This is a genomic window from Streptomyces sp. DH41, assembly GCF_029813785.1.
Lineage (GTDB): Bacteria > Actinomycetota > Actinomycetes > Streptomycetales > Streptomycetaceae > Streptomyces.
The window spans coordinates 105,597-122,355 of record NZ_JARVKY010000006.1 but is presented as its reverse complement, the minus strand read 5'-3'; the positions used below and the strand labels follow the sequence as shown (position 1 = coordinate 122,355).

General features: G+C 72.8%; 1 protein-coding gene and 1 pseudogene. Both read right to left on the bottom strand.

The annotated features are described in order from the left end of the window. Positions 1-16: 16 nt before the first annotated feature. Positions 17-11,107, bottom strand: a complete 11,091-nt coding sequence (locus tag QC283_RS12535) for a type I polyketide synthase (protein WP_279561539.1) — start codon at positions 11,105-11,107, stop codon at positions 17-19. 49 nt (positions 11,108-11,156) lie between these two features. Next, a pseudogene (locus QC283_RS12530) lies at positions 11,157-16,751 on the bottom strand (SDR family NAD(P)-dependent oxidoreductase); the annotation flags it as partial. Positions 16,752-16,759 lie beyond the last annotated feature (8 nt).

The window sequence follows — 16,759 nt, the reverse complement described above, 5'->3', positions numbered from 1 at the left end:
TGGGGGGATCGCCGCTTCACACGGAGACCGCTACGGGAAGCGCCGCCTGTTCGCCGCACATGAGCCCGTGCAGGTGAGCGGCGAGCATGCCTGCCGTCGGATAGTCGAAGACCAGGTTGGGCGGGAGCTTGCGCTCGGTGAGGTCGCGGAGCCGGTTGCGCAGTTCGATGGAGGTGAGGGAGTCGAAGCCGACCTCGAACAGTCCCTGGTCCGCGTCGATCCGGTACGTGGCGCTGTGGCCCAGTACGGCGGCCACCTGGTCCCGGACGAGGTCGAGCAGCACCTGCGCCTGCTCGGCGGCGGGCAGGCCGGCCAGCCGTTCGGCCAGGGCCTTCCCGTGGTCGCCGGTGCTCGCCGTGTGGGCGGACTGGCGGCCGGCGCGGACCAGGCCGCGCAGCATGTGCGGGGCTCCCCCGCCGTCCCCGGCCCGGGTGCGCAGCGACGTCAGGTCCAGCTTGGCGGGCACCAGCTGCGCGTGTCCGGAGCCCAGCGCGGCGTCGAACAGTTCCATGCCTTCGGCCGGTGTGATCGCCTGGAGGCCGCCGCGCCGGTTCATCCGCGCCTTGGTGAGGTCGTCGGTGCCCGCCGCCATGCCGCTGGTCTGCTCCCACAGGCCCCAGGCCAGCGACAGTCCCGGCAGGCCCGCCGCCCGGCGGTTGGCCATGAGGCCGTCCAGGTAGGCGTTGGCCGCCGCGTAACTGCCGCTGCCCGCGCCCATGAAGACCGCCGAGACGGACGAGTAGACGACGAAAAGGTCCAGGGCCAGGGGGCGGGTGAGCTCGTCCAGGTGCCGTACGGCGTCCACCTTGGGTGCGAACACCCTCGCGAGGCGCTCCGGGGTCACCGCTGCGATGACCCCGTCGTCGGTCACGCCCGCGGTGTGGACGACACCGCGCAGGGGGTGCTCGTCGGACATCGCGCCCAGGAGTGCCTCGACCTGGGCGCGGTCGGACACGTCGCAGGACACGACCTCCACGGCCGCACCCTGCTCGGCCAGTTCGGCGACCAGCTCCGCCACTCCCTCGGCATCCGGGCCCCGGCGGCTGGCCAGGACGAGATGCCGTACGCCGTGCCGCGTGACCAGATGCCGGGCGACCAGGCCGCCCAGCGACCCGGCACCAGAGACCAGAACCGTCCCCTGCGGCCCGAACGCCGTGGCCGGGCCCGTGTCCTGGGCACCGGCACGGACGAGCCGGGGCACGGAGAGTGTGGTGCCACGCACCGCGACCTGCGGCTCACCGCCGGCCAGCGCCACACCCAGCGCGGTCACCGCCGCTTCGATCGGTGCGGTGTCGGCCGGTGCGGTGTCCGCCGGTGCGGTGTCCGCCGGTGCGGTGTCGGCCGGATCGGTGTCCGCCGGTGCGGTGTCCGCCGATGCGGTGTCGGCCGGATCGGTGTCCGCCGGATCGGTGTCCGCCGGTGCGATGTCGGCCGGATCGGTGTCGGCCGGATCGGTGACGACCGGGTCAGTGACGACAGGATCGGTGTCGATCAGGACGACGCGGTCGGGGTTCTCGGCCTGCGCGGCGCGCACCAGACCCCACACCGCCGACGCGGCCGGATCGGTCACCGTCTCCACCCCGCCGGCGGGCACCGCGCCCCGGGTCACCACGGCCAGCCGTGTCTCCTCCAGGCCGGGTCCGTCCAGCCAGCACTGCACAACCTCCAGCACCCGGGTGGCCAGTTCCAGCGCCGCGTCGTCGCCGTCACCGCCGTTGGCTTCCAGGACCGCCAGGGCCGGCGCCGGGGCGCCCGATTCCACGTCGTCGGCCAGGGTGGCCACCTCCTCGGCGGTGGTGACCGGCACCCAGGACGGCGCGATCTCCGTTCCCTGGAGCGGCAGCAGTTCGGTCCACTCCACCCGGAAAAGCGAGTCGGCCCGCGTGGTGTCCGCCGCCGAATCCAGCTGTTCGGCGGAGACCACCCGGGACACCAGCGAGTCCATCGTCACGACCAGGGCGCCGGCCTCGTCCGCCGCCGCCAGCGACAACGCGTCCTGCTCGGACCGCGCGATGCGCACCCGCAGGGCCGAGGCGCCGACGGCATGCAGCACCAGGCCGTTCCACGCGAACGGCAGCCGCAACTCCTGCCCGTCCGGCCCGGCCTCGACGCCGTCACCGGCCTCGACCGCCCCCGCGATCTGCAGCAGTGGCGAGTGCAGGGCGGCGTCGAGCAGGGCGGGGTGGATGCCGAACCTTCCTGCCTCCTCGCGGTGTTCCTCGGGCAGCGCGACCTCGGCGAAGATCTCGTCGTCACGCCGCCACAGGGCGCGCACGCCCTGGAACGCCGGGCCGTAGCCGTAGCCCACCTCGGTGAGGAGGCCGTAGCCACCGTCGACGTCCACCGGCTGAGCGCCCGCGGGCGGCCAGGCGGCGAAGTCGAACCCTCCCGTACCGGCGCCCGGTTGCGGCACACCGGCCAGCATGCCGGTGGCGTGCCGCGTCCACGCGTCCGCGCCGGTCCGCAGGGAGGCGTCCTCGCGCCGCGAGTACACGTCCACGGTGCGTGCACCGTTCTCGCCCGGTGCGCCGACGGCGACCTGCACCCGCACCCCGCCGTGTTCCGGCACCACCAACGGCGCCTCGATCACCAGCTCCTCCAGCACACCGCAGCCGGCCTCGTCACCGGCCCGCACGGCCAGCTCCACCAGCCCGGTACCGGGGACGAGCACCACTCCGCCGACCCTGTGATCGGCCAGCCAGGGCTGAGACTTCAGCGACAGGCGGGAGGTGAACACCAGCCCGTCGGAGTGCGGCAGCTCCACCATCGCGCCGAGCAGCGGGTGATCGGTCCCGGCCAGCCCCAGGGAAGTGGCGTCAGTGGGGGCGTCGGTCGCCTGGAGCCAGTAGTGCTGGTGGTCGAAGGCGTACGTCGGCAGGTCGAGCCGGGCCGAGGCAGCCCCGGCCGGAAGTACACCGGACCAGTCGACGGTGACACCACGCACGAACAGCTCCGCCATCGAGGCCAGCAGACGACGCAGCCCCCCGTCCTCACGACGCAGCGAACCCGTCACCACCGTGCCGGTGCCCGAGTCATTGCTCTCGTCGAGGATCTCGGTGATCGGCTGGACCAGTACCGGGTGGGCACTGACCTCGACGAAGACACCGTGACCCTGATCCAGAAGGCCGGCGACAGCGGGACCGAAACCGACCTGGCTCCGGAGATTGCGGTACCAGTAGCCGCCGTCCAGAACACCCGCCTGATCGACCCACTCGCCTGTGACGGTCGAGTAGAACGGAATCGACGGCTGCTGAGCTTCGATACCGGCGAGCGTGTCAGCGAGGATCTCGCGGATGTCCTCCACATGCCGGGTGTGGGAGGCGTAATCCACCGCCACCCGCCGGACCCGAACACCCTCAGCGGCCAGAGCCTCCAACGCCTCGTCCAGCGCCCCGGCATCACCAGCGATCACCACCGACGACGGACCGTTGACGGCCGCGACCTCGACCCGATCCGCCCAACGCTCCAGCCGCGCAACCGCCTCGCTCTCGCTCAGGGCGACGGAGGCCATACCGCCACGCCCCGCGAGCTGCCCGGCAATGGCCTGACTACGCAACGCCACCACCCGGGCCGCATCCTCCAGCGACAACGCACCCGACACACACGCGGCAGCGATCTCACCCTGCGAATGCCCCAGCACCGCGTCGGGCTTCACACCCACCGACGCCCACACCGCCGCCAGACCCACCATCACCGCGAAACTGGCCGGCTGGAGAACGTCGACCCGATCCAACAGACCCGGGTCAGCATCCCCGCGCAGCACATCGACCAACGACCAGTCGATGAACGGCTCCAAAGCCGCCGCACACTCCCCGATCCGCTCCGCGAACACCGGCGAGGCATCCAGCAGTTCCCGGCCCATACGCGCCCACTGCGAGCCCTGCCCCGGGAACACCCACACCACCTTGCCCAGCGCACCCGAACCGCTGGCCTTCCCGGTGACCAGGCCCGCCGGGTTCTCACCGCGCTCCAGGGCACGCAAGCCCGTCAGTGCCTCCGCGTCCGAGTCGGCGACCACCACCGCGCGCTCTGCCTGCAACGCCCTTCTGGTGAGCAGTGCCCCGGCGAGGTCCGTCAGAGGGCTCCCGTCTGCTTCGGCTTCCTCGACGAAGGCCGCGAGCCGCCCGGCCTGCCCGGCCAGCGATCCCGCACTGCGCGCCGACACCACCAGCGGCACCACACCACCAGGTGCAGACGATCGTTCCGCCGCCGCCTCTTCCTCCTCGGGCGCCTCCTCCAGGATCAGGTGCGCGTTCGTCCCGCTGATGCCGAACGAGGACACGCCCGCCCGGCGGGGACGGCCGTCACGCGGCCACTCCCGTGCTTCGGTCAGCAACTCCACGCCGCCCGCCGACCAGTCCACCTGCGACGTCGGCGCGTCCACATGCAGCGTGGGCGGCAGGGTCGCGTGCCGCAGCGCCTGCACCATCTTGATGACGCTGCCCACGCCCGCGGCCGCCTGCGTGTGCCCGATGTTCGACTTCAACGAGCCCAGCCACAACGGCCGTTCCGCGTCACGCCCCTTGCCGTACGTGGCCAGTAGCGCCTGTGCCTCGATCGGGTCGCCGAGGGCCGTGCCCGTGCCGTGACCCTCCACCACGTCCACGTCCGCCGCCGAGAGACCGGCACTGGCCAGCGCCTTGCGGATCACCCGCTGCTGCGAGGGACCGTTCGGAGCCGTCAGGCCGTTGGACGCACCGTCCTGGTTCACCGCACTGCCCCGCAGGACCGACAGGACCGTGTGCCCGCGCTCCCGTGCCACCGACAGGCGCTCCAGGACGACCAGTCCGACGCCCTCGGCCCAGCCGGTGCCGTCCGCACCGTCCGCGTAGGCCTTGCAGCGGCCGTCGCCGGCCAGGCCCCGCTGCCGCGAGAACTCCACGAAGCTGACCGGTGTCGCCATGACCGTCACGCCGCCGGCGAGCGCCATGGAGCACTCGCCCTGCCGCAGCGCCTGAGCCGCCAGATGCATCGCCACCAGCGACGACGAACAAGCGGTGTCCACGGTGACCGCGGGCCCCTCGAAGCCGAAGACGTACGACACCCGGCCCGACGCCACACTCGACGCCGTGCCCGTGCTCGCGAAGCCCTCCAGCTCCGGTGCGGTCACACCGGCCCCGTACCCCTGGCTGGACACTCCGGAGAACACTCCGACGTCCGTGCCCTTGAGGGAGGTCGGGTCGATGCCCGCCCGCTCAAGGGCTTCCCAGGAGGTTTCGAGGAGCAGCCGCTGCTGCGGGTCCATCGCCAGCGCCTCACGCGGCGAGATTCCGAAGAACCCGGCGTCGAAGAGACCCGCTTCCCGTACGAAACCGCCCTGGCTGGTGTACGACGTGCCCGCACTCTCCGGGTCCGGGTCGAACAGGCTTTCCAGGTCCCAGCCCCGGTCCTCGGGGAAGGCGGACATGCCCTCACGGCCTTCGGACACCAGCCGCCACAGGTCGTCGGGGCCCGTCACACCGCCGGGCAGCCGGCAGGACATGCCCACGATCGCGATCGGCTCGTCGGGGTCCGCGACGGCGGCGGGGGGCGTGGCCGGTGCGCCGGCCGTCGCCGTGTCCCCGAACTCCTCACGCAGATAGCCGGCGAGGGCCTGCGGTGTCGGGTAGTCGAAGATCAGCGTGGCGGGAAGCTTCAGGCCGGTCGCCTCGCGCAGCCGGTTGCGCAGTTCCACCGAGGTGAGCGAGTCGAATCCGGCTTCGTTGAACGCGGTGTCCGCGCGGACGCTGTCCGGTCCGCTGTGGCCGAGGACGACCGCCGCCTGGGTACGCACGAGGTCGAGGAGCAGGGCCTCCCCTTCCGCCTCGGTGAGCCCGGACAGCCGGCGGGGCAGGTCGCTCTCCTTGCCGGCCGCCGCTCGTGCCTGTCGGCGTCCCGTCGGTACGAGGCCGCGCAGCAGGTGCGGGACCGCCGCCCCGGCCGCCGCGCCGGCCCGTGCCCCGCTCAGGTCCATCTTGATGGGCACGAGCAGCGCCTGCCCGGACACGAGCGCGGCGTCGAACAGTTCCGTGCCCTCGGTGGCGGTGATCGCCAGGACTCCCCCGCGGTCGGCCCGTGCCTGGTCGGCGTCGCCGAGGTGGGCGGTCATTCCGGCGTTCTGTTCCCACAGGCCCCAGGCCAGCGAGAGTCCGGGCAGGCCCGCGGCCCGGCGGTCGGCCATCAGCCCGTCGAGGTAGGCGTTGGCCGCCGCGTAGTTGCCCTGGCCCGCTGATCCGAACACGCCGGAGGCGGACGAGAACACGACGAACGCGTCGAGGTCGAGCTCGCGGGTCAGTTCGTCGAGGTGGCGTACGGCGTCGGCCTTCGGGGCGAACACCTTCGCCAGGCGTTCTGGGGTCAGTGCCCCGATGACTCCGTCGTCGAGGACGCCCGCCGTGTGGACCACGCCGCGCAGGGGGTGCTCGTCCGGTATCCGGGCGAGGAGGGCTTCGGTCTGGTCGCGGTCGGACACGTCGCAGGCCTCGACCGACACGGCCGCGCCCTGCTCGGTGAGTTCGGCGACCAGTTCCCGCGCGCCCTCGGCGTCCGGGCCGCGCCGGCTGACCAGGAGCAACCGCCGTACGCCGTGCCGGGTGACCAGGTGCCGGGCGACCAGGCCGCCCAGCGATCCGGTGCCGCCCGTGATCAGTACCGTCCCCTGGGGGGCGAAGACGCGGGGTGTGTCCGGAGCGGACCCGCCGGCACGGGCGAGCCGGGGCACCTTCAGTGCCGTGCCGCGCACGGCGGCCTGGGGTTCTCCCGCGGCCAGTACCGGGCCCAGCACGGGCACGGCTCCGTCCTCGGTGGCGGGGTCGGTGTCGATCAGGGTGATCCGGTCGGGGTTCTCCGCCTGCGCGGCGCGCACCAGGCCCCACACGGCCGCCCCGGCCGGGTCGGTCACCACACCGTCAGCGGCGGGTACCGCGCCCCGGGTCGCCACCACGAGCCGGGACTCGTCGAGGCCGTCGGCGGCCAGCCACGCCTGCACCACGCCCAGCACCCGCGAGGTGAGCGCCAGTACGGCGTCCGCACCGTCACCGTCGTCGGCGGTGACGGCCTCCAGCACCGCGATCGCCGGAACCTCGGCGCCGCGGGCGAGGTCCGTCACGTCGTCGGCCGTGCGGACCGGCGCCCAGGTGGGGGCGTCGGGGGCCAGCTGGGCGGGCGGCGGTTCGATCCAGTCCACCTGGAACAGCGAGTCGGCGACCGTCGAGTCCGTCACCTGCTTCAGTTGGTCGGCGGAGACCGGCCGGGACACCAGGGAGTCCAGGGTCACGACGAGGCCGCCGGTCTCGTCGGCCGCTTCCAGTGTCACGGCGCCGGGGCCGGCGGTGCTCAGGCGGATACGCAGTGCGGAAGCGCCGGCGGCATGCAGTTCCAGGCCGTTCCACGCGAACGGCAGGACCGGCTGCCCGGGATTCTGGGCCGCCGCGTCCGCCGCGTCAGCCGTGTCAGCCGTGTCAGCCTCGGTGCCGAACATTCCGGCGTGCAGGGCGGCGTCGAGGAGCGCCGGGTGGATGCCGAACCGGTCCGCGCTCTCGCGTTGCTCTTCGGGCAGGGCGGCCTCGGCGAAGACCTCGTCGCCGCGCCGCCACACGGCGCGCAGGCCCTGGAACGCGGGTCCGTAGCCGTAGCCGCGTCCGCTCAGGCCGCCGTAGAAGTCACCGATCTCGACGGGCTCCGCACCGGCCGGCGGCCAGGCGGCGAAGCCGAATCCGTCACGCCGGGCGGGGGGTTCGCTGGTCAAGGTGGCGGTGGCGTGCCGTGTCCAGGCGTCCCCGTCGCCGGAGGCGTTCTCGCGCTGGGAGAAGATCTCCACGGTGCGCGACCCGTTCTCGCCCGGCGCGCCCACGGCGACCTGCACCCGCACCCCGCCCTGCTCCGGCACGATCAGCGGTGCCTCGATGACCAGCTCTTCCAGCACACCGCACCCGGCCTCGTCACCGGCCCGCACGGCCAGCTCCACCAGTCCCGTGCCCGGCAGCAGCACCACACCGCCGACGGCGTGATCGGCCAGCCAGGGCTGCGCCTTCAGCGACAGCCGGGAAGTGAAGACCAGCCCGTCGGTCTGCGGCAGGCGCACCACCGCACCGAGCAGCGGATGATCCGCCGCCACCTGCCCCAACGACGCCGCGTCGGTCACCGACCCCGCCGTCTGGAGCCAGTAGTGCTGGTGATCGAAGGCGTACGTCGGCAGGTCCACGACCTCCGGCCGCGACCCGGCCCGCGGCAGCACACTCGTCCAGTCCACGGGAACACCGCGTACGAACAGCTCCGCCATCGAGGCCAGCAGGGTCCGCTCCTCCGGGCGGCCGTCGCGCAGTGCCGCCACGCAGGTCGAGTCGGCGCCGGCGGCGGTGGCCGTCTCCTCGACCAGTGACGTCAGGGCAGCGCCCGGGCCCAGTTCGACGAACAGCGTGGCGCCGTACTCGACGGCGGCCGCGATCCCCTCGGCGAACCGCACCGGCCGGCGCACGTGCCCGGCCCAGTACTCCGGGCCGGTGAGTTCGTCGGGCGCGGCGAGGCGCCCGGTCACGTTCGAGATCACCGGGATCGCCGGTGCCCGCCACTCCACCTCGGTCAGTTCCGCGGCGAAGTCGGCCAGCATCGGCTCCATGCGCAGGGAGTGGAACGCGTGGGAGACCGCGAGGCGCTTCGTCTTGCGGCCTCGTTCCCGCAGCCGGCCGGCCGCGGCGAGAACGGCGTCCTCGTCGCCGGAGAGCACCACGGAGGCGGGGCCGTTGACCGCCGCGACCTCCACGCCGACGCCGTCACCGTCACCGATCAGGCCGGCGACTTCCGTCTCGTCGGCGGCCACCGCGACCATCGCCCCGCCCGGGGGCAGGGCCTGCATCAGCCGGCCCCGGGCCGCGACGAGACGCGCCGCGTCCCGCAGCGACAGCACCCCGGCCGCGTGCGCGGCGGCGACCTCGCCGATCGAGTGTCCGATGACCGCGTCCGGCCGTACGCCCCAGGACTCCACGAGCCGGAACAGGGCGGTCTCGACCGCGAACAGGCCCGCCTGTGTGAACACCGTCTGCTTCAGCAGTTCGGAGCTGCCCGGCACCCTGTCCAGGACCACATCCCGTACGGGATGGTCGATCCACCCGGCGAGGAAGGCGTCGAGCTGCTCGCACGCCTCGTCCAGGGCCCGGGCGAACACCGGGTGGCGGTCGTACAGCTCACGTCCCGCTCCCGCGCGCTGCGATCCCTGGCCCGGGAACACCCATACGACCTTGCCCGGCCCGCCCGTACCGGACGCCCCGTCCGTACCGGACGCCCTGCCGGTGACGACCCCGGCCGCGTGCTCGCCGCGGGCCAGTGCTCCGAGCCCGGCCGAGGCCTCCTGGGCCGAGTCGGCCAGGATCACCGCGCGTTCCCGGAGCAGCGCCCGCTCCGACAGCAACGCACCGGCCACGCGCGGCAACGGCACCGCGTGCGGCCCGGCTTCCGATCCGGCGTGCGGCCTGGAGTCCGATCCGGCGTGCGGTCCGGAGTCCAGTCCGGTTTCCGGTCCGGTTTCCGATCCGGTTTCCGATCCGGCGTGCGGCCCGGCTTCCAGGTACGCGGCCAGTCGCCCGGCCTGGCCCGCCAGAGAGGCTTCGCTGTGCGCCGACACCACCAGGGGCACCACACCCGCGATGGCCGCTTCCGCCGTTGCCTCCCCGGCCCGCGCCGTCTCCTCGCCGGCGACCTCGGCTTCCTCCCCGGGCGTCTCCTCCTCCGCGACGCGTGCGGCGGCCTCCTCCTCGGCGGGGGCCTCTTCGAGGATCAGGTGGGCGTTCGTGCCGCTGATACCGAACGAGGAGACTCCGGCGCGCCGAGGGTGGCCGTTGCGCGGCCATTCCCTGGCCTCGTTGAGCAACTCGACCGCGCCCGCCGACCAGTCGACCTCGGTCGTCGGCTCCTGGGTGTGCAGCGTCGGGGGCATGATGCCGTGCCGCAGCGCCTCGACCATCTTGATGACACTGGACACGCCCGCGGCGGCCTGGGTGTGCCCGATGTTCGACTTCAACGAGCCGAGCCACAGCGGATGCCGGGGATCGCGTCCTTGCCCGTACGTGGCAAGGAGCGCCTGCGCCTCGATCGGGTCGCCCAGTGCCGTGCCGGTCCCGTGCCCCTCCACCACGTCCACGTCCGCGGAGACCAGCCCGGCCCCGGCCAGCGCCTTGCGGATCACCCGCTGCTGCGACGGGCCGTTCGGTGCCGTCAGACCGTTGGACGCGCCGTCCTGGTTCACCGCGCTGCCCCGGATGACGGCGAGGACCCGGTGCCCGCGCTCACGGGCCTCCGACAGCCGCTCCAGGACCACCACGCCCGCGCCCTCGGCCAGGCCCATCCCGTCCGCGCCGTCCGAGTACGCCTTGCACCGCCCGTCGGCGGCCATGCCCTGCTGCCGGGAGAAGACCACGAAGGTACCCGGCGTCGACATCACCATCGCGCCGCCGGCCAGGGCCAGTGAGCACTCGCCCTGCCGCAGTGCCTGCGCGGCGAGGTGGATGGCGACGAGGGACGACGAGCAGGCCGTGTCCACGGACACGGCAGGCCCTTCGAAGCCGAGGACGTACGACACCCGGCCCGACGCCACGCTCGACGCCACGCCGGTGCCGGTGAAGCTCTCCAGCTCGGGCGCGACGCCGCCGGCGCCGGAACCGTAGCCCTGGCTGGAGACCCCCGAGAACACGCCGACGTCGGTGCCCTTGAGCGAGACGGGATCGATGCCCGCCCGCTCCAGGGCTTCCCAGGAGGTCTCCAGGAGCAGCCGCTGCTGCGGGTCCATCGCCAGCGCCTCACGCGGCGAGATCCCGAAGAACCCCGCGTCGAAAAGGCCCGCACCCTGGAGGAAGCCACCCTGGTCGGTGTAGGACGTGCCGGGATTGTCCGGGTCCGGATCGAACAGGCCGTCGAGCTCCCAGCCCCGGTCCTCGGGGAACCCCGACACGGCGTCCCGGCCGTCCCGCACCAACCGCCACAGATCCTCGGGACCCGCCACGCCGCCCGGCAACCGGCACGCCGTGCCCACGATCGCTATCGGCTCACCCGCGTGCGAGGAGCCCTGCTTGCGCAGGGTGTGCAGTTCCGTGGTGACACGCTTGAGGTACTTGAGGAGCTTTTCGTCCGTGGCCATTCGTCAGTCCTCACGAGAGATTTGGCGGTGCCGGTGCCCTGAACCGGCGTCACACGAGCCCGAGTTCTCCGTCGATGAAGTCGAGGACTTCGTCGGCCGATGCGGATTCCAGCTTCTCCGCGACCGTGGAACCGTCCGTCTGCTCGACCACTCCATTGCACCTGGCCACCAGGCCCTGAAGGCGCAACGCGATACTGGTCCTCATGGATTCGTCGAGGCTCACTGCACCGAGGAGCGACTCGACGTCTTCTATCTTCGTGTTCACCCTCGACAGCACGTCGTCGCCGATGCCGAGCTCGTCGCGCAGGAAGCGGGCGAGCACGAGCGGGGTCGGGTGGTCGAAGACCAGCGTGGCGGGCAGTTTCCTGCCCGTCACCTCGCGCATCCGGTTGCGCAGCTCCACCGACGTGAGGGAGTCGAATCCGACGTCCTTGAACGCGGTCTCCGCCTTGACGCTCTCCGGCCCGCTGTGGCCGAGCACGACCGCGGCCTGAGTGCGCACCAGGTCGAGGAGCATGGCCTCCTGCTCCGGCCCGGGGAGCCCGGACAGCCTGTGCAGCAGGTCGCCGTCCTGTGCGACGGCCGTCCGCGCCTGTTGCCGGCCGGCGGGTACGAGGCCGCGCAGCAGATGCGGCACCGTTCCGCCGCCCGCCGCACCGGCCCGCACGCCTCGCAGGTCCAGCTTGACCGGCACCAGCAGTGAGTCCACGGTGCCGACCGCGGCGTCGAACAGCTCCATGCCCTCGGCGGGCTGGAGCGCGACGACTCCGTCGCGGTTCGCGCGCCGGCTCATCCGGGCCTGGTCGTCGGTGCTGAGGTGGGTGGTCATGTTGGTGGCGTGTGCCCACGTGCCCCAGGACAGGGAGAGGCCGGGCACACCCGCCGCGCGGCGGTGGGCCATCAGTCCGTCCAGGAAGGCGTTCGCGGCCGCGTAGCCGCTGCTGCCGGCGCCCATGAAGACGGACGAGGCGGAGGAGTAGACGACGAAGGCGTCCAGGGCCAAGGGACGGGTGAGCTCGTCGAGGTGGCGTACGGCGTCCACCTTGGGTGCGAACACCCTCGCCAGCCGCTCCGGGGTCAGGGTCTCGACGAGCCCGGCCTCGAACACACCGGCCGTGTGCACCACACCCCGCAGGGGGTGCTCCTCCGGAATCCCGGCGAGCAGAGACTCGACCTGCGCACGATCTGACATGTCGCAGGCCACGACGGAGACCGTCGCCCCGTGCTCGGTGAGCTCGGCGGCCAGTTCCCGCACGCCCTCGGCGTCCGGGCCCCGGCGACTGGCCAGGACCAGGTGCCGCACGCCGTGCCGGACGACGAGGTGCCGCGTGACGAGTTCACCCAGGGACCCGCCGCCCGACACCAGGACGGTCCCCCTCGGCCCGAACACCGGGTGCGTGCCGGGAGCGTCGGCGCGGGCGAGGCGCGGCACGGAGAGGGCGGTTCCGCGCACCGCGATCTGCGGCTCGCCACTGGCCAGCACCGCCGCGAGGACGGCCTCCGGCACGGTGTCCGCCGGATCTGCGGGGGCCGGCGGGTCTGTGGGGGCCGCCGGGTGTGCGGAGAGCTGGTCGGTGTCCAGGAGGACGATACGGTCGGGGTTCTCGGCCTGCACGGCCCGCACCAGACCCCACACCGCCGACCCGGCCGGGTCGGTCACCGTGGCGTCGCCGCCGGCGGCCACCGCGCCCCGGGTGACGACGACGAGCCGCGCGTCGTCGAGCCCGCCCGCGGCCAGCCACGTCTGCACCACGGTGAGAACACGGGAGGTCAGCGCCAGTACGGCATCGTCGCCCGCACCGCCCACGGCCTCCAGGACCGCCGCTTGTGGGGCCACGGCGCTTTCGGTCAGCGCGCCGACCTCGTCGGCGGTCCCCACCGCCGCCCACGTGGGTACCGACTCCGCCGCCGGGGCCGGGGGCAGTTCACGCCAGTCCACGCGGAACAGCGAGTCGGCGGCGGCCGTTCCCGCCGCCGTGTCCAGTTGCTCGGCGGACACGGCCCGGGACACCAGCGAGTCCATCGTCACGACCAGGGCGCCGGTCTCGTCCGCCGCCTCGACCGACAGGGCGTCCGGCCCGCTCGGCGCGACCCGCACCCGCAGCGCCGAGGCACCCGCCGCGTGCAGCACCAGGCCGTTCCACGCGAACGCCAGCACCGGCCGACCGGCTTCCTCCTCCGGCGTGTCCGCATCGAGCGCACCACCGAACGTGCCCGTCTGCAGGGCCGCGTCCAGCAGGGCGGGGTGGATGCCGAACCTTCCTGCCTCCTTGCGGTGTTCCTCGGGCAGGGCGACCTCGGCGAAGACCTCCTCACCGCGCCGCCACACCGCCCGCACTCCCTGGAACGCCGGGCCGTAGCCGACACCGCGCTCACGCAGTTCGTCATAGAAGTCGGCGGCATCGACCTCGATCCGCCGGGCACCCGGGGGCGGCCAGGCGGCGAAGTCGACCCCGGCTGCGCGCGTCGGGGCCGACGCGGCGAGGATTCCGGTGGCGTGCCTCGTCCACGCGTCCCCGTCGCCGGGAACCTCGTCACGCTGCGAGTGCACCTCGACGGTGCGTGCGCCGTTGCCGTCCGGTGCGCCGACGGCGACCTGCACCCGCACCCCGCCCTGCTCCGGCACGATCAGCGGTGCCTCGATCACCAGCTCTTCCAGCATGCCGCAGCCGGCCTCGTCACCGGCCCGGACCGCCAGCTCGACGAGTCCCGTGCCCGGCAGCAGCGCCATGCCGCCGATCGCGTGTTCGGCCAGCCAGGGATGAGACTTCAGCGACAGGCGGGAGGTGAACACCAGCCCGTCGGAGTGCGGCAGCTCCACCATCGCGCCGAGCAGCGGGTGATCGGTCCCGGCCAGCCCCAGGGAAGTGGCGTCAGTGGGGGCGTCGGTCGCCTGGAGCCAGTAGTGCTGGTGGTCGAAGGCGTACGTCGGCAGGTCGAGCCGTGCCGAGGCAGCCCCGGCCGGGAGTACGCCGGTCCAGTCGACGGTGACACCGCGCACGAACAGCTCGGCCATCGAGGCCAGCAGACGACGCAGCCCTCCGTCCTCACGGCGCAGCGAACCCGTCACTATCGTGCCGGTGCCCGAGTCGTTGCTGTCGTCGAGGATCTCGGTGATCGGCTGGACGAGTACCGGGTGGGCACTGACCTCGACGAAGACACCGTGGCCCTGACGGATCAACTCCCCCACCGCCGGGCCGAAACCGACCTGGCTCCGGAGGTTGCGGTACCAGTAGCCGCCGTCCAGGACACCGGCGTCCTCGATCCACTCGCCGGTGACGGTCGAGTAGAACGGAATCGAAGGCGCCTGGGCCTCGACACCCGACAGCGTCTTGGCAAGAGCATCGCGGATGTCCTCCACATGCCGGGTGTGCGAGGCGTAGTCCACCGCCACCCGCCGTACTCGGACACCCTCAGCGGCCAGAGCCTCCAACGCCTCGTCCAGCGCCCCGGCATCACCAGCGATCACCACCGACGACGGCCCGTTGATCGCGGCCACCTCGACCCGGTCCGCCCACCGCTCCAGCCGCGCAACCGCCTCGCTCTCGCTCAGGGCGACGGAGGCCATACCGCCACGCCCCGCAAGCTGCCCGGCAATCGCCTGACTACGCAACGCCACCACCCGCGCCGCATCCTCCAGCGACAACGCACCCGACACACACGCGGCAGCGATCTCACCCTGCGAATGCCCGACCACCGCGTCGGGCTCAACACCCACCGACGCCCACACCGCCGCCAGACCCACCATCACAGCGAAACTGGCCGGCTGAAGGACATCGACCCGATCCAACAGGCCCGGATCAGCATCCCCACGCAACACATCGACGAGTGACCAGTCGATGAACGGCTCCAGGGCCGCCGCACACTCTCCGATCCGCTCCGCGAACACGGGTGAGGAGTCGAGCAGTTCCCGGCCCATACCCGCCCACTGCGAGCCCTGCCCCGGGAACACCCACACCACCTTGCCCAGCGCACCAGCACCGGCACTCCCGACAACCACACCAGACGTGTTCTCGCCCCGCGCCAGGGCCCGCAGACCGGCGACAGCCTCGTCGTCCGAGCCGGCCACCACCACCGCACGCTCACCCAGCACCGCACGCCCACCGACCAACGCACCGGCGACGCCCGTCAGAGAACGCTCACCGGCTTCCTCGACAAACGCCGCGAGCCGCCCGGCCTGCCCGGCCAACGCCCCCGCACTACGCGCCGACACCACCAACGGCACCACACCACCAGAAGGCAACGGCGACGACGCCTCCTCCTCGGGCGCCTCCTCCAGAATCAAGTGCGCGTTCGTCCCACTCACCCCGAAGGACGAGACACCGGCCCGGCGCGGACGGCCGTCACGCGGCCACTCCCGCGCCTCGGTCAGCAACTCCACCGCACCCGCCGACCAGTCCACCTGGTCTGAGGGCCGCTGGGCGTGCAGCGTGGGAGGCATGACGCCGTACCGCAGCGCCTGCACCATCTTGATGACGCTGCCCACGCCCGCGGCCGCCTGCGTGTGCCCGATGTTCGACTTCAACGAGCCCAGCCACAACGGCCTTTCCCCGTCACGGTCCTTGCCGTACGTGGCGAGCAGCGCCTGCGCCTCGATCGGGTCACCCAGCGCCGTCCCCGTCCCATGGGCCTCGACGACGTCCACATCCGCCGCCGAGAGACCGGCACTGACCAGGGCCCGCCGGATCACCCGCTGCTGCGAAGGACCGTTCGGAGCCGTCAGGCCGTTGGACGCGCCGTCCTGGTTCACCGCACTGCCCCGCAGCACCGCCAGGACCTTGTGCCCGCGCTTTCGGGCGACCGACAGGCGCTCCAGGAGCACGACCCCGACGCCCTCGGCCAGGCCCATGCCGTCCGCCCCGTCCGCGAACGCCTTGCAGCGGCCGTCGGCGGCCAGGCCCCGCTGACGCGAGAACGCCACGAAGTTGCCGGGAGTGGCCATCACCATCGCACCGCCGGCGAGCGCCATCGAGCACTCGCCCTGGCGCAGGGCCTGAGCCGCCAGGTGAATGGCCACCAGCGACGAGGAGCAGGCGGTGTCGAGGGACACCGCCGGGCCCTCGAAGCCGAAGACGTACGACACCCGGCCCGACGCCACACTCGACGACGCGCCGGTGCCCGCGAAACCCTCGGTTTCCGGGGTCACCACACCGGCGCCGGCACCGTAACCCTGACCGGACAGTCCGGAGAAGACGCCGACATCGGCGCCCTTGAGCGAGAGCGGGTCGATGCCCGCCCGCTCGACCGCCTCCCAGGAGGTTTCCAGAAGCAGCCGCTGGTGCGGGTCCATCGCCAGCGCCTCACGCGGCGAGATCCCGAAGAAGCCCGCGTCGAAGAGGCCCGCGCCCTCCAGGAAGCCGCCCTGGGTGACGTACGACGTGCCCGCGTGGTCGGGGTCTGCGTCGAAGAGTCCCTCCAGGTCCCAGCCCCGGTCCTCGGGGAAGTCCGAGACCGCGTCGACGCCTTCGGCGACCAGCGTCCACAGTTCCTCGGGCGAGGAGACACCCCCCGGGTACCGGCACGCCATGGAGACGATGGCGATCGGCTCGCGCGCCTCCTCCTGGACCTCGCGCAGCCGCTTGCGGGCAGTGCGGGCGTCGACGATGGCCCTCTTGAGATAGTCGCGGAGTTCTGCCTCGTCAGCCACTGGAT

Coding starts and splice junctions, on each gene's coding strand:
- QC283_RS12535 (WP_279561539.1), bottom strand. CDS start 11,107: ATGGCCACGGACGAAAAGCTCCTCAAGTACCTCAAGCGTGTCACCACG.